This is a genomic window from Pseudooceanicola pacificus (assembly GCF_009789075.1).
Taxonomy (GTDB): Bacteria; Pseudomonadota; Alphaproteobacteria; order Rhodobacterales; family Rhodobacteraceae; genus Pseudooceanicola; species Pseudooceanicola pacificus.
Genome location: NZ_WNXQ01000002.1, coordinates 287,000 through 307,679, shown reverse-complemented (window position 1 = coordinate 307,679; position 20,680 = coordinate 287,000). Strand labels below are relative to the sequence as shown.

General features: G+C 67.9%; 18 protein-coding genes. 7 read left to right on the top strand and 11 right to left on the bottom strand.

The features are described from left to right. Positions 1-90: 90 nt before the first annotated feature. The 4 genes from GLS40_RS04510 to GLS40_RS04495 form a co-directional block, all read right to left on the bottom strand. Positions 91-927 (bottom strand): FAS1-like dehydratase domain-containing protein, encoded by an 837-nt coding sequence (locus GLS40_RS04510; RefSeq protein WP_160381544.1) that lies wholly within the window; start codon positions 925-927, stop codon positions 91-93. Further along, the gene (locus GLS40_RS04505; protein WP_160381543.1) at positions 924-2,030 is read right to left on the bottom strand and encodes a CaiB/BaiF CoA transferase family protein; all 1,107 of its coding nucleotides are present in this window, start codon (positions 2,028-2,030) and stop codon (positions 924-926) included. Before GLS40_RS04505 ends, GLS40_RS04510 begins: the two co-directional genes overlap by 4 nt. Further along, positions 2,030-3,196, bottom strand: a complete 1,167-nt coding sequence (locus tag GLS40_RS04500) for an acyl-CoA dehydrogenase family protein (protein WP_160381542.1) — start codon at positions 3,194-3,196, stop codon at positions 2,030-2,032. The genes GLS40_RS04505 and GLS40_RS04500 overlap by 1 nt, the downstream gene beginning before the upstream one ends. A gap of 66 nt (positions 3,197-3,262) precedes the next feature. Continuing rightward, positions 3,263-4,246, bottom strand: coding sequence for a LysR family transcriptional regulator (locus GLS40_RS04495; RefSeq protein WP_160381541.1), 984 nt, complete (start codon positions 4,244-4,246; stop codon positions 3,263-3,265). Positions 4,247-4,352: 106 nt separating this feature from the next. Between GLS40_RS04495 and GLS40_RS04490 the strand changes: the two genes are divergently transcribed. Next, positions 4,353-6,008 carry a thiamine pyrophosphate-binding protein gene (locus GLS40_RS04490; RefSeq protein ID WP_160381540.1) on the top strand — a complete coding sequence of 552 codons (1,656 nt, stop codon included), beginning with the start codon at positions 4,353-4,355 and terminating at the stop codon, positions 6,006-6,008. Positions 6,009-6,204: 196 nt separating this feature from the next. Here GLS40_RS04490 and GLS40_RS04485 read toward each other — a convergent pair whose 3' ends face one another. The 7 genes from GLS40_RS04485 to pdhA form a co-directional block, all read right to left on the bottom strand. Then, positions 6,205-7,041, bottom strand: a complete 837-nt coding sequence (locus GLS40_RS04485) for an ATP-binding protein (protein ID WP_160381539.1) — start codon at positions 7,039-7,041, stop codon at positions 6,205-6,207. Then, positions 7,038-7,964: a twin-arginine translocase subunit TatC gene (tatC, locus tag GLS40_RS04480; protein ID WP_160381538.1), complete on the bottom strand. Its 927-nt coding sequence runs from the start codon at positions 7,962-7,964 to the stop codon at positions 7,038-7,040. Before tatC ends, GLS40_RS04485 begins: the two co-directional genes overlap by 4 nt. Further along, a complete protein-coding gene (gene tatB / locus GLS40_RS04475; protein ID WP_160381537.1) occupies positions 7,961-8,440 on the bottom strand; it encodes a Sec-independent protein translocase protein TatB in 480 nt (159 codons plus the stop codon). The genes tatC and tatB overlap by 4 nt, the downstream gene beginning before the upstream one ends. Before the next feature lie 27 nt (positions 8,441-8,467). Then, the gene (locus GLS40_RS04470) at positions 8,468-8,683 is read right to left on the bottom strand and encodes a twin-arginine translocase TatA/TatE family subunit (protein WP_160381536.1); all 216 of its coding nucleotides are present in this window, start codon (positions 8,681-8,683) and stop codon (positions 8,468-8,470) included. Between the two features lie 352 nt (positions 8,684-9,035). Next, positions 9,036-10,391 carry a pyruvate dehydrogenase complex dihydrolipoamide acetyltransferase gene (locus GLS40_RS04465; protein ID WP_160381535.1) on the bottom strand — a complete coding sequence of 452 codons (1,356 nt, stop codon included), beginning with the start codon at positions 10,389-10,391 and terminating at the stop codon, positions 9,036-9,038. A gap of 11 nt (positions 10,392-10,402) precedes the next feature. After that, entirely contained in the window at positions 10,403-11,785 is a 1,383-nt protein-coding gene (locus GLS40_RS04460; protein ID WP_160381534.1) for a pyruvate dehydrogenase complex E1 component subunit beta, read from the bottom strand. A gap of 13 nt (positions 11,786-11,798) precedes the next feature. Next, the gene (gene pdhA, locus GLS40_RS04455; RefSeq protein WP_160381533.1) at positions 11,799-12,827 is read right to left on the bottom strand and encodes a pyruvate dehydrogenase (acetyl-transferring) E1 component subunit alpha; all 1,029 of its coding nucleotides are present in this window, start codon (positions 12,825-12,827) and stop codon (positions 11,799-11,801) included. A 574-nt stretch (positions 12,828-13,401) separates the two neighbouring features. On the opposite strand from pdhA, the gene typA reads away from it, so the two are divergent. The 6 genes from typA (at position 13,402) to GLS40_RS04430 (ending at position 20,668) form a co-directional block, all read left to right on the top strand. Beyond that, a complete protein-coding gene (gene typA, locus GLS40_RS04450; RefSeq protein ID WP_160381532.1) occupies positions 13,402-15,219 on the top strand; it encodes a translational GTPase TypA in 1,818 nt (605 codons plus the stop codon). A 315-nt stretch (positions 15,220-15,534) separates the two neighbouring features. Continuing rightward, the gene (locus tag GLS40_RS04445) at positions 15,535-17,577 is read left to right on the top strand and encodes a hypothetical protein (protein WP_160381531.1); all 2,043 of its coding nucleotides are present in this window, start codon (positions 15,535-15,537) and stop codon (positions 17,575-17,577) included. After that, a complete protein-coding gene (locus GLS40_RS04440) occupies positions 17,577-18,548 on the top strand; it encodes an OmpA family protein (protein ID WP_160381530.1) in 972 nt (323 codons plus the stop codon). The genes GLS40_RS04445 and GLS40_RS04440 overlap by 1 nt, the downstream gene beginning before the upstream one ends. Continuing rightward, entirely contained in the window at positions 18,545-19,876 is a 1,332-nt protein-coding gene (locus tag GLS40_RS04435) for an EH signature domain-containing protein (protein WP_160381529.1), read from the top strand. The genes GLS40_RS04440 and GLS40_RS04435 overlap by 4 nt, the downstream gene beginning before the upstream one ends. A gap of 244 nt (positions 19,877-20,120) precedes the next feature. Continuing rightward, positions 20,121-20,252, top strand: coding sequence for a hypothetical protein (locus GLS40_RS18085; RefSeq protein ID WP_268892923.1), 132 nt, complete (start codon positions 20,121-20,123; stop codon positions 20,250-20,252). A gap of 59 nt (positions 20,253-20,311) precedes the next feature. Next, a complete protein-coding gene (locus tag GLS40_RS04430; protein ID WP_160381528.1) occupies positions 20,312-20,668 on the top strand; it encodes a TfoX/Sxy family DNA transformation protein in 357 nt (118 codons plus the stop codon). Positions 20,669-20,680: the final 12 nt, after the last annotated feature.

The following is a 20,680-nucleotide window of genomic DNA, read 5'->3' as shown; positions in this document are numbered from 1 at the left end:
CAATAGGTCCCGCCGGAAAAGCCACATTTGCGGCGGACAGTGACGAGGGCCTTGCCGACAGGCCCCCGCCGCGCCGCAAAGAGGACGCTGTCAGCCCGCCTCGGCGGTCATTGTCGTGTCGCCGCGCCCGGTCGAAACCCAGAGGCTCAGCCCCTCGGCCCCGGTCACGGCGTTGAGCGCGGCAGGCGTGCCATCGAACATCGGGCTGGTCCCGCGATAGGCGAAGTGCCGGAGCGGACGCCCCAGCTGTCGCGCGGCGAGATGCGCCAGCCGTGTCGCCTGCAGCGGACCATGCACGATGAGGCCGGGATAGCCCTCCTCCTCGATGCAGTAGCTGCGGTCATAGTGGATCCGGTGCCCGTTGAAGGTGACGGCGGAATAGCGGAACAGCAGGACCGGATCGAACGCCACGGCCTCGGTGATCTCGGGCTCGGGCATCCGGGGGCCAAGCGGCGTATCGCCCAGCACGGTCGGCGAGACCTCGCGATAGACGATGTCCTGCCGTTCGGTGGCGACCGGGCCACGGGGGCCGGTGACATCATGCCGGACGGTGGCAAAGACCAGCGTGCCCGAGCGCCCTGTCTTGAGCGTCACATCCTCGACCCGGGCCACCAGGGCCACGGTGTCGCCGGTGCGGATATCGCCCCGGAACTCCAGCGCGCCCCCGGCCCACATGCGGCGCGGCAGCGGCACCGGGGGAAGGAAGCCGCCCCGCGCCGCGTGCCCGTCGGGGCCGAGCCCGGAATGAGCCGTCTCGGGCATGGTCAGGCACCAGTGGAACAGCTGCGGCAGCGGCGCGTCCCCGGCGGGCGGCGCCAGGTCGAGCGTGACGCAGAACTGCGCGGCCAGGGTCGGGGTGACCGTCACCTCGCGCCGTTGCTCGGACCCGATCCAGCCTTTCAGGTGGTCGATGTCGATCCCGCTCATCCCAGATCCTCCGCATGTTCGTCTATGGCCGGCACCCGGGCGCCGATCCGGGTCTGCCCGTCCACCGTGACCGCCGGCGCCGGTATCCGTACGGGGCCGTGCGGCGTATCCACCACGGCACGGCGCAGTTCCGGGTGACGGGCCAGCCCCGCCATGTCGTTCAGCTCGCCAAAGGCGATCTGCGCCGCGCTCAGCCGCGCGATCAGCGCCGCGCCCTCCAGCGCGGCAAAGGCCCCGGCCACCGCAGCATCCGTATCCGCACGGTTGCGCACCCGCTCGACATTGGAGGCAAAGCGCGGGTCTTCCAGCAGCTCGGGCCGCCCAAGTACCTGCCGGCAGAGCACGCTCCATTCACGCTCGGACTGGATCGAGATCAGCACCTGCCGCCCGTCCGCCGTGGCAAAGACCCCGTAGGGCGCGATGGAGGGATGGGCAAGGCCGACACGTTTCGGCGTCTTGCCGCCCTCGTGGTTCAGCAGGGGCACGGCCATCCAGTCGGCGATCACGTCGAACATCGACAGGCGAATGTCGGCCCCCTGCCCCGTCCGCCCGCGCTGGATCAGCGCCTCCAGCACCGCCGCATGGGCTGTCGCGCCGGTCGAGATGTCGACCACCGAAATCCCCACGCGCGACGGTTCTTCCGGCCCGCCGGTGATCGCGCAGAGCCCGCTTTCCGCCTGGATCAGCAGGTCATAGGCCTTGCGCCCGGCCAGAGGGCCGGTGTCGTTGAACCCGGCGATGGAGCAGCAGATCAGGCCGGGATAGCTGCTGCGCAGCCGCTTGATGCCAAAGCCAAGACGCGAGAGCGCGCCGGGCTTCAGGTTCTGCACCAGAACATCGGCCCCGGCGATCAGCCGCTCCAGCCGTTCGCGCGCGACTGCCTGTGTCAGGTCCAGCGCGACGGATTCTTTGCCCCGGTTGAGCCAGACAAAATAGCTCGACTGCCCGCCCGGCACCGCGTCGTCATAGCCCCGGGCGAAATCGCCTTCGGGCCGTTCGACCTTGATCACCCGCGCCCCGGCATCCGCCAGCCGTGCGGTACAGAATGGCGCGGCGACCGCCTGTTCGATGGCGACAACCGTGATCCCGTCCAGCGGCCCCATCAGAACGACCTCGGCAGGCCCAGCACGTGTTCGGCCACGTGGCTGAGGATCAGGTTGGTCGAAATCGGCGCCACGCGATACAGCCGCGTTTCGCGGAACTTGCGTTCCACGTCGTATTCCTCGGCAAAGCCGAAACCGCCGTGCGTCTGGATGCAGGTATCCGCCGCCTTCCACGAGGCATCGGCCGCCAGCATCTTGGCCATGTTCGCCTCGGTCCCGCAGGGCTGGCCGGTCTCGAACAGGCGCGCGGCCTCCTTCACCATCAGTTCGGCCGCCCGCATCTGCACATAGCATTCGGCAATCGGGAACTGGATGCCCTGGTTCTGCCCGATTGGCCGGCCAAAGACGACACGTTCGCTGGCGTATGCCTTCATCTTCTCGATGAACCATTTCGCGTCACCGATACATTCCGCCGCGATCAGGATCCGCTCGGCATTCATGCCCGACAGGATGTAGCGAAAGCCCTTGCCCTCTTCGCCGATCAGGTTCTCGGCCGGGACCTTGAGGTTGTCGAAAAAGACCTCGGTGGCGGAATGGTTCATCATCGCGCGCAGCGGCTTGATCGTCAGCCCGTTGCCCAGGGCCTCGCGCATGTCGACAAGGAAGACCGAGATGCCGTCATGGCGCTTGTCCACCTTGTCGCGCGCCGTGGTGCGGGCCAGCAGCAGCATCAGGTCGGAATGCTCGGCCCGGCTGGTCCAGACCTTCTGCCCGTTGATCACGTAATGATCGCCCTCGCGCCGGGCAAAGGTCTTGATCGAGGTGGTGTCGGTCCCGCTGGTCGGCTCGGTCACGCCAAAGGCCTGCAGGCGCAGCGCGCCGCTGGCGATGCCGGGCAGGTACTTCTGCTTCTGCGCCTCGTTCCCGTGCCGCAGCAGCGCGCCCATGATATACATCTGCGCATGGCAGGCCCCGCCGTTGCAGCCCGACGCCTGCACCTCTTCCAGGATCGCGGCGGCGGCGCTGAGCGGCAGGCCCGATCCGCCGTACTCTTCGGGAATCAGCGCGGCGAGGAACCCGGCCCTGGTCAGCGCCTCGACAAATTCGGTGGGATAGGTCTGGCTGCGGTCCAGCTTGCGCCAGTATTCCCCGGGATATTCGGAGCAGAGCGCGCGGACAGCGTCGCGGATGGCCGAAATCTCTTCGGCGTTCTCGGTGTCGGTCATGATGCCTCCTCGGTTGCGGCAATCCTAGCCGCGCGCAGAGAGAGAGGGAAAAACCTTGTGGCGCTTTCAGATATGCCATTTCGGCATATCGCCGTCGGCATCGCCGGGCAGCGCCACATGCGGCCAGAGGCCCGTTGCCGCCAGCCGCGTCACCTCGGCGCGGATCTCGGCGGCCACGGCCCGGGTCGCGCCGCTCAGCGGCCGGTCGTCGGGCGTGGCCAGCATCAGGGTGCGGGTGATCCCGGGCCGCTCCAGCGGGGTGGCGCGCAGCCGCCCCTCGCGCAGGTCGCGAAAGACCGAGACACGGGGCAGGATCGTGGCGCCAAAACCCCGGCGCACCAGGTCGATCTGCGCCGCAAGCGCGTCCGTCTCGACCACCGGGGCGATGGCGATCCCCTGCCGGGCGGCAACCATGTCGATCAGGATGCGCAGCCCGTGCACCGGGTTCGGCAGGATCAGCCGCAGCGCCGCCGCCTCTTCCAGCGTCGCGGTGTCCCGCGCCGGCGCATCCGGCGGCTCAACAAGGAACAGATTTTCAACGAGAAGCGGCGAAGTCCGGATGCCGGCAAGTGCCTTGCCGGTGTCATAGATCACGCCCAGATCCAGCGTGCCGCTCTGCAGCCAGCCCTGGACGTGGCCGCTGTAGCCCGTCACCGCGCGCAGCTTGACCTCGGGCCATTGCCGCGCACAGCTCTCGATGACCGGGGCGATCAGAACCTCGGCGACAGTGGTCGGGGTGCCAAAGGCGACCTCGCCCGCCGGAAAGTTGCGGCGCGCGGCCTCGTCCCTGAGCGCGGCGAGATCCCTGAGGACGACGCGGGCGTGATCCAGGATGCGCTGCCCGTCCGCCGTCAGTTCGACGCCGCGCCCGTGGCGGCGAAACAGCGTCACGCCCAGGTCGCCCTCCAGCCGCGCGATCTGCCGCGACAGGGCCGGCTGGACGATGTTCAGCCGCCCCGCCGCCAGGCTGATGCTGCCGGTTTCCGCGATCACCACAAATGCGTTGAGCGATTTCAGGTCCATCTCATCCCCGCCATGCCATTGCAGCATATCGCCGCCTGAGAATGCGGGCAATCGCGGGCCGGGCTTTTCCCCGGGGGGCCGACGCGCTATCCCAAGCAGGGCAGCCTTGCCGTCAGGAAGCGGAGTCGAGACGATGAAAGATACCGAAACCACGCGACACGCCGGCGCGCTGCTGGTCGAATGCCTTGCCGCCCAGGGGGTGGAACGGGTGTTCTCGATCCCCGGCGAAAGCTTCCTCGCCGCGCTCGACGGGCTGCACGACAGCGCGATCCGCGTCGTCACCGCCCGGCAGGAGGGCGGCGCCGCGATGATGGCCGAGGCGACCGGCAAGATGACCGGCAAGCCCGGCGTCGCCTTTGTCACCCGCGGGCCGGGGGCGACCAATGCCTCTTCCGGCGTGCATGTGGCATTTCAGGATTCGACACCGATGATCCTGTTTGTCGGCGACGTGGCCTCGGACCAGCGCGACCGCGAGGCGTTCCAGGAGGTCGATTTCCACCAGATGTTCGGCCCGCTGGCCAAATGGGCCGCGCGGATCGACCGGGCCGACCGGATCCCGGAATATGTCAGCCGTGCCTTCCACGTCGCGCAGTCCGGCCGCCCCGGCCCTGTTGTGCTGGCCCTGCCCGAGGACATGCTGTCTTCGACCGGCGTCACGGGCGTTGCGGCAGCCCCGGCGGTCATCGCCTCGGGCAAGGCGGCGGGAGACGACATCGCCGCCATACTCGACCGTCTGCAATCGGCAGAAAGCCCGGTCTGCATCGTCGGCGGCGGCGGCTGGTCGGGCGAGGCCGCCGAGGCCCTTGGCCGCCTGGCGCTGGCGCTGGACATGCCGGTTGGCGCCTCCTTCCGCTGCCAGGATTACCTCGACAACCGGCACCCGGCCTATGCGGGCGACGTGGGCATCGGGATCAATCCGGCCCTGGCGCAGCGCGTGCGCGAGGCCGATGTGATCCTGGCCCTGGGCGCACGGCTGGGCGAGATGACGACCTCGGGCTACACGCTCCTGTCCTCTCCCCAGCCGGATCAGGCGCTGATCCATGTGCATGGCGATCCCAACGAGCATGGCCGCGTCTACCGCCCCGAAATCGCGGTGACCGCCCGCCCCGGCCCGCTGGCCCTGCAACTGGCCGACGCCGCCGAGGCACGCGGCGCCGTTGCCGCAACCCCACGCTGCGCGGCGGCCCGCGCCGCCTATACCGCATGGCAACAGCCCGAGAGCACGCCCCGCGCGATCCGGATGGAACATGTGGTGAGCCACATGAACGAGGTGCTTGGCGATGATGCGGTTGTCACCAACGGCGCCGGGAATTACGCCGGCTGGGTGCACCGCTACTACCGCTATCGCGGCTGGCGCACGCAGCTGGCGCCAACCTCGGGCTCGATGGGCTATGGCCTGCCCGCCGCTATCGCCGCCAAGCTGGAGCGCCCTGAAAGCGATGTGATCTGCATGGCCGGGGACGGCTGTTTCCAGATGGTCAGCCAGGAATTCGGCACCGCCTGCGCCGAAGGGGCGAATGTGATCGTCATCCTTTGCGACAACGGGATGTACGGCACGATCCGGATGCACCAGCAAAAGCATTATCCCCGCCGCCCCTCGGGCACCGCGCTGAAGAACCCGGATTTCGCCGCTCTGGCCCGGGCGCATGGCGGGCTGGGGCTGACGGTCGAGACCGACGCCGATTTCGCCCCCGCCCTGGCCGAGGCCCGCGCGGCAGGCGTGCCCGCGATCCTGCACCTGAAGCTGGACCCCAGGGCGCTGTCGACGAAACTGGTGCTGGAGGACTGAGCGCCACCGCTCTGGCGACGGGCCGTGCCGGACCGAGGACCGGCGCCGCCCCGGTCCGTGCCGCGCGCCGTGCCGCTGCAAGCGATCGCTTCGCTTCGCGCTTGGACTCCGCGGCTCGACGGCTCGGCCCCGACGGGCCGGATCGCTGTGTCTGTCGTGCGATGCGGGGGCCTGCCACAGCCCCCCCAAGAGCGCCCTAAAGCGCCACCCCTTCCCGGCCCGCGAGGTCGGTGAAGAACTGCCACGCCACCCGCCCCGAGCGGGAGCCGCGCGTGGCCTGCCATTCGATCGCCTCGGCCCGCAGCCGGTCCTCGGGGACCGAAACGCCATAGGCCGCGCAATAGCCCGCGATCATCCGCAGATATTCGTCCTGATCGCAGGGGTGGAAGCCCAGCCACAGCCCGAAACGGTCCGACAGGGACACCTTTTCCTCCACCGCCTCGCCCGGGTTGATCGCCGATGAGCGCTCGTTCTCGATCATGTCGCGGGGCATCAGGTGGCGGCGGTTCGAGGTGGCGTAGAACAGCACATTTTCGGGCCGCCCGGCGATGCCGCCATCCAGCACGGCCTTGAGCGACTTGTAATGCTCGTCGTCATGGCTGAACGACAGGTCATCGCAGAACAGCAGGAAGCGTTCGTCCGACCCGCCCAGCAGATGCATCAGGCGCGAGACGCTTGGCAGATCCTCGCGCTGCAGCTCGACGATCTTGAGCGGATGGCCCTGGCGGATCACCTCGGCATGGATCGCCTTGACCAGGCTCGACTTGCCCATCCCGCGCGAGCCCCAGAGCAGGGCATTGTTCGCGGGCAGCCCCCGGGCGAACTGCAGCGTATTGGCCAGCAGCGTGTCGCGGGAACGGTCGATGCCCACCAGCAGCTGCAGCGCCACGCGCGAGACCTTGGCCACCGGCTCCAGCCTCTCGGGGTCGACATGCCAGACAAAGGCATCGGCGGTCGAGAAATCCGGCGCGTCCAGCGGCGCGGGCGACATGCGTTCCAGCGCGGCGGCTATGCGGTCCAGCGGGTCGGTCATGGGTCCTTCTTGTCCGTGTCCGTATCCTCGTCGGCATCGAATTCGGCCATCAGGGGATCCTCGGCCTCGTCCTCGGCGGCCTCGTCCTCATCCTCGTCGAAATAGCCTTCCTCGCGCAGCCGCTCGTCGCGCTTGCGCTCGACCCGGCGGACCAGGAAGATCGAGATCTCGTAAAGCCCGTAGACCACGGTGAAGAGGATCACCTGGGTGATCACGTCGGGCGGCGTCACCAGAGCGGCGAGCACCAGGATGCCGACCACGGCGTATTTGCGCACATTGCCCAGCCCCTCGGCGCTGACCAGCCCGGCCTTGCCCATCAGGGTCAGCAGCACCGGCAGCTGAAAGCAGAGGCCGAAGGCCACGATGAACTTGATCGTCAGCGACAGGTATTCCTGCGCCGAGCCCTGGAAGGCGATGCCGGCGATGCCGCTGCCCTCAATCCCTTCCTCGCCCAGCACCGAACCCGGTTGCTGGAAGCCCAGGAAGAAGTCGAAGGCCAGCGGGGTCACGACGTAAAAGGCGAAGGCCGCGCCAAGCGCGAACATCAGGGGCGAGGAGATCAGGAAAGGCAGGAACGCCCCCTTCTCGGATTTGTAGAGCCCCGGCGCCACGAAGCGCCACATCTGCAGCGCGATATAGGGAAAGCTGAGGCACAGCCCGCCCAGCAGAGAGATCGAGATCGCGACAAAGAACCCTTCCTGCAGCTTGATCAGGATCAGGCCGCAGTCGCCGGTCTGTCCGCGCGCCGACATGGCGTCGCAAAGCGGCTGGGTCAGGAAGTTGAAGATCGGGTTCCAGACGGTGAAACAGATCACCATGCCGATGATGAACGCCACCACGGAATGGATCAGTCGCGTCCTGAGTTCGGCAAGATGCTCGATCAGGGGGGCGGAGCTGTCTTCCAGCTCGTCGGCCTCGCTCATGTAGTGCTGTCTCCGGCGGCGGCCTTTTGCGGTTCGGCAGGCGTTTCCGCAGGTGTCTCGGCGGGGGCCGCGGCCTCCCGTGCGACACGCTCGGCCTCTTCAGCCTCGGCCGCCTTGCGCTTGGCGGCGCGCTCGGCCGTGGCTGCATGAATTTTCTTGGCGGCCTCGGCGCGGTCCTCGGCCAGCCCGGCGGTGGCGCTGCCCGGCTCCCATTTCTTGAAGTCGGTCGCCTCTTTCAGCTTGTCGAGGCCCAGCTTCTTGGGGTTCGCGATGTCACGCAGGGATTTCGAGACATCCTTGACGCCGCTCTCGTCGGCGGCATCTTCCATCGCGCGGCTGAATTCCCGCGCCATCGCACGTGCCTTACCCACGAACCGCCCCGCATTGCGGAACAGGACGGGCAGGTCTTTTGGCCCCACCACGATCAGCGCAACGATGCCGATCAGCAGCAGTTCCGTCCAGCCGAGGTCGAACATGGCCCGGGGCCCCTTCCCTCGTCCGGCTTACGCCTTGTCTTTCTCGCCCACGGGGGTCACGTCGCGGTCATCCTCTTTCGAGGCGTCCTCGAGTTCCTTGGTCCCGTCGCTCACGCCGCGTTTGAAGGCGGTGATGCCTTTGCCGACCTCGCCCATCAACGACGAGATCTTGCCGCGCCCGAAAAGGACCAGCACGACCACCGCGATCAGCAGCAGGCCGGGAAGACCGATGTTGTTCAGCATGGGTTGCACTCCCTGAGTAAGGCCCGCCTCCCCGGCCGGGCCAGAATGTCCGCAGATATCTAATCCCTTGCCCCGGGGGATGAAAGGACCAATTGGTCACTTTTACCGTATTTGACCGGGCCGGTGCAGGATGCCGCAGCGATTGGCGGCGGATCGGGCATGCGCGCGGGACCGGGCCGGGCGCGCCGGGCGGCCGTATCGGGCCGGGAGCGGGATGCCCGCTGGGCGCGAGGTCCCGGCGCGGGGGCCGGGACACCGAAGGTCTTGCGCGGGGTCCCGGCGCGGGGGCCGGGACACGGCAGGTCTTGCGCGGGGTCCCGGCGCGGGGGCCGGGACCCCGGGCGTTGCAAGATCAGGCGAGCATCACCATCGGGTTTTCGAGGTTGTCGACGATGGCCTTCAGCAGCTCGGCGCCAAGGGCCCCGTCGATGACCCGGTGATCCACCGACAGCGTGACCGACATGATCGCCGCCGCCGTGACCTCTCCGTCATCGCCGATCACGGGTTTCTTCACCCCGGAACCAACCGCCAGGATCGCCCCGTGCGGCGGGTTGATCACCGCATCGAAATTGTCGACCCCGAACATCCCCAGGTTCGAGATGGCAAAGCTGCCGCCCTGGTATTCGTGCGGCGCAAGCTTGCGGTCGCGCGCCCGGGTGGCGAGGTCCTTCATCTCTTTCGACAGCGCCGAAAGCGATTTCATCTCGGCATCCTTCAGCACCGGCGTGAACAGCCCGCCCTCGATGGCCACGGCCACCGCGACATCCGAAGGCGTCAGTTCCAGCACCCGGTCACCGGCCCAGACGGCATTCGCCTTGGGCACGGATTGCAGGGCCAGGGCACAGGCCTTGATGATGAAATCGTTCACCGACAGCTTCACGCCCCGGCTTTCCAGCTGCTTGTTCAGCTTGCCCCGGAAGGCCAGCAGCGCGTCGAGCTTGATGTCGCGGCGCAGGTAGAAATGCGGGATGGTCTGCTTGGCCTCGGTCAGACGGGCGGCGATGGTCTTGCGCATCCCGTCCAGCTTGACCTCGGTATAGTCGCGATCCGCGTACATCTTGAGCACGGTTTCCGTCGACGGCCCGGTGCCCATGGCGGCCGGAGCGGCAGCGGGCGCGGCCTTGGCGTCGGATGTCGGCGCCTGGGCCGCAGCGGCGGCCGCGGCGGGCTTGGCGCTTTCCACGTCGGCGCGCACGATGCGGCCGTGCGGGCCCGACCCCTTGACCCCGGACAGGTCGATCCCCTTGTCCGCCGCAATCCGGCGGGCCAGAGGCGAGGCAAAAACCCGCTTGCCATCCGCACCCTTCGGCGCGGGCGGCGCCTTGGTGTCGGAGTGTGCAACCGGGTCCTTGGCCGGGGCAGCTTGCGCCCCTTTCGGCGCGGGCGTTTGCCCAGCAGTTCCATCGGCTTGCGGCGCGCTCTTCGCGTCACCGCCCGAGGTCGCGCCAATGTCGTCGGCGCTTTCGCCCTCTTCCAGCAGCACGGCGATCGGGGCGTTCACCTTCACGCCCTCGGTCCCCTCGCTCACCAGGATCTTGCCGATCACACCCTCGTCCACGGCTTCGAATTCCATCGTCGCCTTGTCCGTTTCGATCTCGGCCAGCAGGTCGCCGGAGGAGACGGTGTCGCCCTCCTTGACCAGCCATTTCGCCAGCGTGCCTTCCTCCATCGTCGGAGACAGTGCGGGCATCAGGATTTCCGTCGGCATCGCTCGGCTCCTTACCTGTAGGTCACTTTGCGGACCGCCTCGATCACCTCGTCGGTGGTCACCAGCGCCAGCTTTTCAAGGTTCGCCGCATAGGGCATCGGCACGTCCTTGCCTGCGCAGTTGATCACCGGCGCGTCCAGATAGTCGAAGGCGCGTTCCATGATCGTCGCGGACAGGTGGTTGCCGATGGAGCCCACGGGGAAGCCCTCCTCGACGGTCACGCAGCGGTTGGTCTTCATGACCGAGGTCAGCAGCGTGTCATAGTCGATCGGCCGCAGGGTCCTCAGGTCGATCACCTCGGCCTCGATCCCGTCTTCGGCCAGCTTTTCAGCGGCTTGCAGGGCGTATTGCATCCCGATGCCAAAGCTGACGATGGTCACGTCCGTGCCCTCGCGCCAGATCCGGGCCTTGCCGAAGGGAACGGTGAAATCGTCCAGCACCGGCACGTCGAACGAGCGCCCGTAAAGGATCTCGTTTTCGAGGAAGACCACCGGGTTGGGATCGCGGATCGCGCTTTTCAGCAGGCCCTTGGCGTCCGAGGCCGAATAGGGCATCGCCACCTTCAGGCCGGGGATCATCGAATACCACGCGGCATAGTCCTGGCTGTGCTGCGCGCCCACCCGGGCGGCAGCGCCGTTGGGCCCGCGAAAGACCATCGGCGCCCCCATCTGCCCGCCCGACATATAGAGCGTCTTGGCAGCAGAGTTGATAATATGGTCAATGGCTTGCATGGCGAAGTTGAAGGTCATGAACTCGACGATCGGCCGCAGCCCACCAAAGGCCGCGCCAACCGCGATCCCGGCAAAGCCATGTTCGGTGATCGGCGTGTCGATCACGCGCTTGTCGCCGAATTCATCCAGCAGGCCCTGGCTGACCTTGTAGGCGCCCTGGTACTCGGCCACCTCCTCGCCCATCAGATAGACGTTCGGGTCGCGGCGCATCTCTTCGGCCATCGCGTCCCGCAGCGCCTCGCGCACGGTCTGCGACTTCAATTCGGTGCCCTCGGGCCAATCCGGCTCGGGCGCCTTGGTCTGCACCAGCCCCGGCCCCGTTTCGGCGGCGTCCGGCGCCTTCGCCTCGGCCGGCACCTTTGCCGGCGCTTCGGCCGGGGCAGCGTCAGCGGCGGTATCGCCGATGTCGTCGGCGCTTTCGCCCTCTTCCAGCAGCACGGCGATCAGGGCGTTCACCTTCACGCCCTCGGTCCCCTCGCTCACCAGGATCTTGCCGATCACACCCTCGTCCACGGCTTCGAATTCCATCGTCGCCTTGTCGGTCTCGATCTCGGCCAGGATATCGCCGGAGGAGACGGTATCCCCCTCCTTCACCAGCCATTTCGCCAGCGTGCCCTCTTCCATCGTCGGGCTCAGGGCGGGCATCAGAATTTCGGTCGGCATTGGCTCCCCTCCCTTATGCGTCTTGTTCGACGGCGGCACCCTGCGGGATGTCGCTGGCGTAGATATCGGTCCACAGCTCCTCGAGCGCGGGCTCGGGGCTTTCCTTGGCAAAATCGGCGGACTTGTTCACGATGTCCTTGATCTCCTTGTCGATGGCCTTCAGGTCATCTTCCGACGCATGCCCGCCCGAGACCAGCAGCTCGCGCACATGCTCGATGGCGTCCTTCTCCTCGCGCATCTTCTGCACCTCCTCGCGGGTCCGGTATTTCGCCGGGTCCGACATGGAGTGGCCGCGATAGCGGTAGGTCTTGATTTCCAGGATGTACGGCCCCTTGCCCGCGCGGCAATGCGCGACGGCCTTGTCGCCTGCCTCCTTCACCGCCAGCACATCCATGCCGTCGACCATCTCGCCGGGAATGCCGAAGGGGGCGCCGCGGGTGTAGATCTCGTCGGTCGAGGTCGACCGCTTCTGCGAGGTGCCCATGGCGTACTGGTTGTTCTCGATCACGAAGATCACCGGCAGCTTCCACAGCGCGGACATGTTGAACGCCTCGTAGACCTGACCCTGGTTTGCGGCCCCGTCGCCGAAATAGGCGAAAGTCACGCGGTCATTGCCCAGGTACCGGTCGGCAAAGGCCAGCCCGGCGCCGATCGGCACCTGCGCGCCCACGATGCCGTGGCCCCCGTAGAAGTTCTTCTCCTTCGAGAACATGTGCATCGAGCCGCCCTTGCCCCGGGAGTAGCCCCCCTCGCGCCCGGTCAGCTCGGCCATCACGCCGTTCGGCTCCATCCCGCAGGCCAGCATATGGCCGTGGTCGCGGTACGAGGTGACGCGCTTGTCGCCTTCTCCGGCCGCGGCCTCCAGCCCGACCACAACGGCCTCCTGGCCGATGTAGAGATGGCAGAAGCCACCGATCAGGCCCATGCCGTAAAGCTGCCCGGCCTTCTCCTCGAAGCGGCGGATCAACAGCATGTCCTTGTAATATTGCTTGAGCTCGTCAGCCGAAACGTTCGGCGCCTTGGCTGTCTTGCGTGTCGCCATGACGGTGCATCTCCTCCGCAGCGGATAGTTTAACGTTGAACTATTTCTTACAGGATTCGGTTTCGCCTTGCGAGAGAGAATTTGACGCGGGGTGAACTGAGCGCTTCCCCCCGCTTCCTCTGGCCATAAATATCCCCGCCGGAGGCGTCGCGCCGGAAGGCCACCCCTTGCGGGTGGAATTCCGGCGCGACCTCCCCCGCGACGCCGCAGGCGGCGCAACCCAAGGCCGGCGACCCGGCCATGAATAACGCAAACCCCGCGTCTTTCGGACACCCCGCCAGCAGCCCTGTGACACGCACCTGAAACCAAGACCGCCCCCCCGAACCACCTCCCGCGCCGGGATCCCGACCGGTGCGGGGCCAGCCCGCCCGGTTCTTTCCGGCGACCTCATAGGCAAGACAACCGAACCAGGGTATGGTCGCACCCGGCGACAGCGCCCGACCGGCCATCCCGGCGGGGGGCTCGGGGCACCTGCCCCGCCGCCCCGGCTGCCGTAGAGGCGCGGACGCCTTTATCTCTGGCCTTTTCTGCGGATGCAGTATAGGCGAGCCGCGATCCCTTCAGAGAGGCCCCCATGGACCTGCGCAACATTGCTATCATCGCCCACGTCGACCACGGCAAGACCACGCTTGTGGACGAGCTGCTCAAGCAGTCCGGCGCCTTCCGGGCCAACCAGGCCGTGGCCGAACGGGCAATGGACAGCAACGACCTGGAACGCGAGCGCGGGATCACCATCCTGGCCAAATGTACCTCGGTCGAATTCAAGGGCACGCGGATCAACATCGTCGACACCCCCGGCCACGCCGATTTCGGCGGCGAGGTGGAGCGGATCCTGTCGATGGTCGACGGCGTGGTGCTGCTGGTGGATGCCGCCGAAGGCCCGATGCCTCAGACCAAATTCGTGACCTCCAAGGCGCTGGCGCTCGGCCTGCGGCCCATCGTGGTGCTGAACAAGGTCGACAAGCCGGATGCCGAACCCGACCGCGCGCTCGACGAATGTTTCGACCTTTTCGCCAACCTCGGCGCCGATGACGACCAGCTGGATTTCCCGCATATGTACGCCTCGGGCCGGGCCGGCTGGGCGGATGCGGAACTGGACGGACCGCGCAAGAACCTCGACGCGCTCTTCGCGCTGATCGTGAACCACGTGCCCGCGCCCAAGCAGCAGAAGAAGCAGGACGACGACTTCCGCATGCTGGCCACCACCTTGGGCGCCGACCCCTTTGTCGGGCGCATCCTGACCGGGCGGATCGAGACCGGGCGCATCAAGGTCGGCCAGACGGTGCAGGCGATCAGCCGCATCGGCCAGAAAATCGAACAGTTCCGCGTCACCAAGGTGCGCGCCTTCCGCGGCCTGATGCAGCAGGATATCGAAGAGGGCCAGGCCGGCGACATCGTCAGCATCGCGGGCATGACCAAGGCGACCGTGGCCGACACGCTCTGCGCCCTGGCGGTGGAAGAGCCGCTGGAAGCGCAGCCGATCGACCCGCCGACCATCACCGTGACCTTCGGCATCAACGACAGCCCGCTGGCCGGGCGCGACGGCAAGAAGGTCCAGTCGCGCGTGATCCGCGAGCGCCTGATGAAAGAGGCCGAGACCAACGTCGCGATCAAGATCAAGGACACCCCCGGCGGCGAGGCCTTCGAGGTGTCGGGCCGTGGCGAACTGCAGATGGGCGTCCTGATCGAGAACATGCGCCGCGAGGGGTTCGAACTGTCGATCTCGCGCCCGCAGGTGATCATGCGCGACAATGACGGCACCACCGAGGAGCCGGTCGAGGAAGTCACCATCGACGTCGACGACGAATACACCGGCGCCGTGATCGAAAAGATCACCGGCCCCCGCAAGGGCGACCTGGTCGAAATGAAACCCGCCGGTGCCGGCAAGACCCGCATCGTGGCCCATGTGCCCTCGCGCGGGCTGATCGGCTATCACGGCGAATTCCTGACCGACACCCGCGGCACCGGCGTGCTGAACCGCGTGTTCCACGGCTGGACCCCGCATCGCGGCCCGATCGACGGGCGCCGCGCAGGCGTACTGATCTCGATGGAGAACGGCGAAGCGGTGGCCTATGCCCTGTGGAACCTGGAAGAGCGCGGCAAGATGTTCCTGGGCGCGCAGGCCCCGGTCTACACCGGCATGATCATCGGCGAGCATTCGCGCGAGAACGACCTGGAAGTGAACCCGCTCAAGGGCAAGAAGCTGACCAACGTCCGCGCCTCGGGCACCGACGAGGCCGTGCGCCTGACCACGCCGGTGACGCTCTCGCTGGAAGAGGCGATCGCCTATATCAACGATGACGAGCTGGTCGAGGTCACCCCCAGTGCCATCCGCCTGCGCAAGCGGCACCTGGACCCGCACGAGCGCAAGCGCGCCTCGCGCGCAGGTTGATCGCGGCCCCGTAACCGGCCCGTAACCGGCAGACATCCCGAAAAGGGCGCGGCTGACACGGCCGCGCCCTTTTTGCTGTCCGGTCCCGCGGCCAACAGGATTTTGCCCGTTTGGCGGCCCGGCGGTTTCCCGCCTAAACTCCTGTATACAAGGGGTTACGCCGGGAATTGCCCCGGCTTTGGACAGTGAATTTCCAAATTCCGAACGATTGTCGCCACTTTCCACTTGCAGGTTGAACGATGAAAGGCCGCCGGGATCCGCCTTCCGTCAAGAGGGGCCCCCGGGCAAGGCCGGTGCAGAGGTAAGAGGTAGAGCATGGATATCATCGTGGGACTGGGCGAAGCCGTCCGATCCGCCATTCTGGCCGGTGCCGGGTTGCTCAAGGCCGAACATGTGCCGGGGCTGGTCGTGGTCGCGATCCTCGGCCTGCTGGCCGGAACGCTGGTGCATCTCTACCATCGCGCCCGCATCAACCGCCGCGCGCTGAGCATGCTGCACGACCTGGTGTCCGAGGCCGGCGACGGCGCCGGGCTGGCCGATCAGATCGCCGTCATCAACCGCCAGATGGTCGACCGCGAGAAATACGGCAACCCCGCCGAACGCTCCATCGGCGCGGCCTGGCGCGAATACCGCGAGACGCTGATCCAGACCGACGAAGACGGCACCAAGGTGCTGCGCAACTCGGTCCGCCCCGCCAGCATCTTCAACGTCGAGGACCTGGGCTTCGGCCCCGGCTTCTACCGCATGATGCCCTCGCTCTTTGTCTCGGGCGGGCTGTTCCTGACCTTCCTGGGCCTGATCGCCGCGCTTGACGACATGGGATCGTCGATGGTGGGCGAAGGCACGGCGGCGCTGACCAGCCTGCTGACCGTCGCCTCGGCCAAGTTCATCATGTCGCTGACCGGGCTGGGATCCTCCATCGTCTTCTCGATCTTCCTGCGGCGCTGGATGGATGGCATCCAGTCCGCCACCGGTGCCCTGTCACGCGACCTGGAACGCCGCCTGAGCTATGTCAGCCTCGAAGATCTGGCCGTGCGCCAGCTGGCCCAGTCCCGCGCCCAGATGGACGAGATGCGCCGCATCGGCACCGAGCTGGTGACCCAGCTGGCCAATCCCCTGCGCGATGAATTGCCCGAGCGGATTTCCACCGCCATCGCCGGCGCGATGGAGCCGGTCGCCAGCGCCATCCGCCAGCAGTCGACCTCGGGGCTGGAGGGGCTGGTGGACGGCATGTCCTCGCAGCTTTCTGGCAGCGTGGCCGAGGCGCTTGGCCGCGCCGGGGACCGTTTCGACAAGGCGGGCGACCGCATCGGGCTGCTGGTCAAGCAGCTGGCCCTGCAGTCGGGCCGCATGGGCGCGGGCATGGAAGAGGCCGTCGGCCAGATGACCCGCGCCATGATGGAGCTGCAGACCCAGCTGTCCACCAGCGCCGAGACCGCCAGCAACACGATGACCGCCGGGGCCGACCGGATGCTGGAGGCCATGAACGAAACGCTCGACGGCATCCGCGTGAACACCGGCAAGGGCGCCCGTGCCCTGGCCATCGCCGCCAGCGAGATGCGCACCGCCGCCGCCTCGATCCGCTCGGAAATGGAAAGCGCCGCGCAGGCCGGATCCGAAGCCGCGGCGCAGCGTCTGAGCCTTGCGTCCGGCGATGCCGAAAGCGCCATCCATGACGCGGGCCGCCGCATGGTCGAAACCTTTGGCGAGACCAGCGCGGAACTTGCCCGCATGGGCCAGGCGATGACCGGAACCGTGGGGACCGAGATCGTCGGCCGCCTGGAATCGCTGGGCAAGCAGATCGAAGAGGTCCTGGCCGGGATCGACCAGAGCGCCGAGGGCTTCCGCGAGATTGCGGGCAGCGTGCGTGACAGCGCCGGCCAGGTGGACCGCGCCGGACTGGCCATCGGCAGCGCCACCGACGACCTGACCCGCGCCATCGAACCGGTGCGCAGCTCGCATGAGCGGATCGAGGCCAGCCTGGCCGCCGCCACCGAGGCCACGCGCCAGACCGGAGAGGCGGTGCGCGGCAGCGGCGCCGATGTGGCCCGCAATGCCGTCGAGGTGCTGGAAACCGCCCGCGTGGCGCTCGGCTCGGAACGCGAGGGCATCGCGGCGACGCTGGCCACCGTGCGCGAGACGCTGAACATGCTGCGCGGCCAGGGCGACCGCTTCGACGAGATCGACGAGAAGCTCGGCGCCGCCTTCGAGACCTACCGCGAGAATGTCGAGGCCACGCTCACCACCGCCGAACAGCATGTGCGCGAGCTGCACTCGATCCTCGAACCCGGTGTCTCGACCCTGCGCGAAGTGGTCGACCAGGCCGAAAGCTTCATCCCCGTGGCGAGGCGTGCCTGATGCGCGCCCTGGCCGCCAGTCACCGGCACCGCGCCGAGGAGGAAGAGGAATCCGTCTTTGTCTCGATGACGGACATGACGGTCAGTTTCCTCTTCATCGTGATGATCCTGCTCGCCTTCTTTGCCAGCCGGTTCAAGGATCAGGAGGTGGTCGCGCGCGACGAATACGACGTCGTCGTCGGGGAGCGTGACAGCGCGCGCGCGGACCTGCAGAGCGCCGAGGCGCGGATCGTCGAGCTGGAGGGGACCATCGCCACCCTGCGCGCCGAACTGCTGGAGGCCGCCGAGCGCGAGACCGATCTGAAAGCCCGCATCGCCGAGCTGGAGGCCGAGCTGGAAGCCCTGCGCCGCAACCCGCTGGAGCGCTACCTTGACGAGGTCGCCGCTACCCGGCTGCGCATCCTCGAAGATCTGCGCGACAAGCTGCGCAGCGATTTCCCCGACCTGACCGTCGCGATCAGCGCCGAGAACGACGCCCTGCGGTTCCAGGGCGAGGGGCTCTTTGCCTCGGGCGCGCGGACGCTGACCGCCGACAAGCAGAAGATCGTCGAGGATATCGCCATGCGGCTGGACAGCGTCCTGCCCTGCTACACCACCGGCCGGCGCCAGGACTGGCACGAGGCGTGCAACCCCGGCCATGCGGTGATCGAGGCGGTCCAGATCGAGGGCCATACCGACGATGTGGGCGACGACCTGCCCAACCTGCGGCTGTCGGCCGAACGCGCCGCGGCGACCTATGGCGCCATGTCCGACAAGGTGCCCGGCCTGCTGGATCACCAGAACTATCGCGGCCAGCCGGTGATTTCGGTCGCAGGCTACGGCAAGAACCGCCCCATCGCCGGCAATGACGATGCCGAGGGCCGCGCCACCAACCGCCGCATCGACCTGCGGTTCATCATGTATTCCCCGGGCCGCAGCGAAGAGATCGAGATCATCCGCAAGCGCCTGGCCGTGTCGGATCAGCCGGGATGACCGGGCTGACCCGCCTGCTGGCCGTCGGCCCCCGCCACGGCGCGGCCCGCCCGCCCCGCGGCCCCCTGCCCGGCACCGACCGGATCGAAAAGGGCGTGGCCGAGATCCTGTCGCGCTGGCCCGATGTCGTGGCCAGCCCGCCGGAGGATCTGGACGAAACGATTTCCGAATTCAACGGCCGCCTCGTCAGCGACGACTGGACCGATGTCTCGATCCCCCGCGCGCTGTCGGTCGCGATGGCGCTCTATGCCCCCGAGCGGCGCAACCAGCCCGAGGGCCGGGCGCTGCGCAACTTCTTCGCCGATCAGATCCGCACCCAGCCCGCCGGGCGCTTCGTCGACGGTATGGTGGGCGTCTACCTCGCCAGCTTCGCCCCCGGCGCGCTGCACTGCCACACTCTGGCCGCCGCGCTCGACACCCGCCGGGACGAAATCGGAGGCCGCTGGCGCCGCCTGCTCGCCGCCCTGCCCGAGCTGCTGGATCCCGAGGCCGCCCCCGCCGCCGCCGTTTCCCGCATCGTCGACACCCCCGATCCCCATGCCGCGCTGGTTGCCCTGGGCCTGCGCGCCCCGCATGGCACGGGCATTGGCGACGCGATCCACGCCGCCCTGCTGGCCGCGCTTGCACCGCAGCTTGACACGCGGCCCGCCATCGACCGGCTTTTCGCCTGGCTCGCCCCCGCCAGGGGAACCCTGCGGACCGAGGGCGCCTGCGAGGCGATCGAGGCCCTGCTGGCCCCCTGGGCGGATCGCGATCCCGGCGACGCCCTGCGCAGCCACCTGGCCGAGACGCTGATCCGCCACTACCAGGACCCCCGCGTGATGCCCGGCGGCGCCTGGACCGGCATGCGCCCCGACCGGCTGGACATCCTGCTGCGGTGGCTGACGCGCGAGGACATGCAGTTCTTCTGCGACGTGGTCACGCTGACCCAGGACAGCCACATGTGGCCGCCCCGGCGCGACTTCTGGCTGCGGCTTTATGACGAGGGGCGGATCCACGCCGCCTGGGTCGCCTTTTCCGACAGTGCCGCCGTGCTTGCCCGCCGCCGCCTCTCGCCCGAGGGCGAAGGCGCGCTTGGCCGGTTCGGGCGGCAGACGGCGGGCGGGCGGCGGGCAAATACCTCGCTGCTGGTGATGCGTATCGGGCGCCACGTGGTGGTGGATGGCTGTCACAATTACATGACCCATATCTTCGATGCCGAGGCGCCGGAGGCCCCGCGCCTCTACCGTGCGGAGTACGATTGCGAGGCGATCCGCCGCGACTCGGACCTGCACCGCGCCCACAGCCATATCGGCCATTGGGCCGACTGGGTCGAACGCCACATCTGACACCCTGCGCGCGCCGCCCCGCGCCTGCCGCAACTGCACGCGGAACTGTGCCCGCGCGGCCACGCCCGCCATATCCATCGGCAGAAAACCGCAGGAAAAACCGCGCTTTGCCCCGGGTCGGACACCGTTTCGGCAGAAACCGATGACAGCTTTGAGAGGCGCCCTTGCATTCGGCCCGAAAGCCTACGAGATCGCGCTCCGAAAGGCCCGCGAGGAAACGGGCAAACACCGAGGACAAGCAGAGATGACGACCCAACCCGCGCCGCAGCAGCAGCAGCAACCGCAGCAAACGCAGCAGCAACAACAACAACAACAACAGCAGCAACAGCAGCAGCAGACGCCCCCGGTGCGCTTCACCGACTGGGCCGCGATCTGACAGCGGCTGGACAGGGCGCGCATCCCGGGTCAGGCTGTCCCTGAAAGGGGGGCCTGCCCATGTCCGACCTTGTCTCCACCATCCGCAACCTCGGCCCGGCCGCTGACATCGCCTACGGCCGCGCCGGAATCACCAGCGCGCGCCAGCTGCGCGAGATGGGGGCCGATGCCGCCTATGCCGCCTTCCTCGCCTCGGGCGGGACGGCGCATTTCATCGGCTACTATGCCCTGGTGATGGGGTTGCAGGGCCGCCCATGGAACGATTGCAAGGGCGCCGAAAAGGCCGCGCTCAGGGCCCGGTTCGACAGGCTCCGCGCCAGCACCCGCCGCGACGACACCGGGATCGAGGCGATCCTGGATGAAATCGGCGTCAGGCCCGCCGCCGCGGCCACGGAACGAAAAAGGCCGCGCGGGTGAACGCGCGGCCTT

Excerpts from the sequence above, each read along its gene's own strand:
- GLS40_RS04510 (WP_160381544.1), bottom strand. The coding sequence starts at position 927 with ATGAGCGGGATCGACATCGACCACCTGAAAGGCTGGATCGGGTCCGAG.
- GLS40_RS04505 (WP_160381543.1), bottom strand. The coding sequence starts at position 2,030 with ATGGGGCCGCTGGACGGGATCACGGTTGTCGCCATCGAACAGGCGGTC.
- GLS40_RS04500 (WP_160381542.1), bottom strand. The coding sequence starts at position 3,196 with ATGACCGACACCGAGAACGCCGAAGAGATTTCGGCCATCCGCGACGCT.
- GLS40_RS04495 (WP_160381541.1), bottom strand. The coding sequence starts at position 4,246 with ATGCTGCAATGGCATGGCGGGGATGAGATGGACCTGAAATCGCTCAAC.
- GLS40_RS04490 (WP_160381540.1), top strand. The coding sequence starts at position 4,353 with ATGAAAGATACCGAAACCACGCGACACGCCGGCGCGCTGCTGGTCGAA.
- GLS40_RS04485 (WP_160381539.1), bottom strand. The coding sequence starts at position 7,041 with ATGACCGACCCGCTGGACCGCATAGCCGCCGCGCTGGAACGCATGTCG.
- tatC (WP_160381538.1), bottom strand. The coding sequence starts at position 7,964 with ATGAGCGAGGCCGACGAGCTGGAAGACAGCTCCGCCCCCCTGATCGAG.
- tatB (WP_160381537.1), bottom strand. The coding sequence starts at position 8,440 with ATGTTCGACCTCGGCTGGACGGAACTGCTGCTGATCGGCATCGTTGCG.
- GLS40_RS04470 (WP_160381536.1), bottom strand. The coding sequence starts at position 8,683 with ATGCTGAACAACATCGGTCTTCCCGGCCTGCTGCTGATCGCGGTGGTC.
- GLS40_RS04465 (WP_160381535.1), bottom strand. The coding sequence starts at position 10,391 with ATGCCGACGGAAATCCTGATGCCCGCACTGTCTCCGACGATGGAGGAA.
- GLS40_RS04460 (WP_160381534.1), bottom strand. The coding sequence starts at position 11,785 with ATGCCGACCGAAATTCTGATGCCCGCCCTGAGCCCGACGATGGAAGAG.
- pdhA (WP_160381533.1), bottom strand. The coding sequence starts at position 12,827 with ATGGCGACACGCAAGACAGCCAAGGCGCCGAACGTTTCGGCTGACGAG.
- typA (WP_160381532.1), top strand. The coding sequence starts at position 13,402 with ATGGACCTGCGCAACATTGCTATCATCGCCCACGTCGACCACGGCAAG.
- GLS40_RS04445 (WP_160381531.1), top strand. The coding sequence starts at position 15,535 with ATGGATATCATCGTGGGACTGGGCGAAGCCGTCCGATCCGCCATTCTG.
- GLS40_RS04440 (WP_160381530.1), top strand. The coding sequence starts at position 17,577 with ATGCGCGCCCTGGCCGCCAGTCACCGGCACCGCGCCGAGGAGGAAGAG.
- GLS40_RS04435 (WP_160381529.1), top strand. The coding sequence starts at position 18,545 with ATGACCGGGCTGACCCGCCTGCTGGCCGTCGGCCCCCGCCACGGCGCG.
- GLS40_RS18085 (WP_268892923.1), top strand. The coding sequence starts at position 20,121 with ATGACGACCCAACCCGCGCCGCAGCAGCAGCAGCAACCGCAGCAAACG.
- GLS40_RS04430 (WP_160381528.1), top strand. The coding sequence starts at position 20,312 with ATGTCCGACCTTGTCTCCACCATCCGCAACCTCGGCCCGGCCGCTGAC.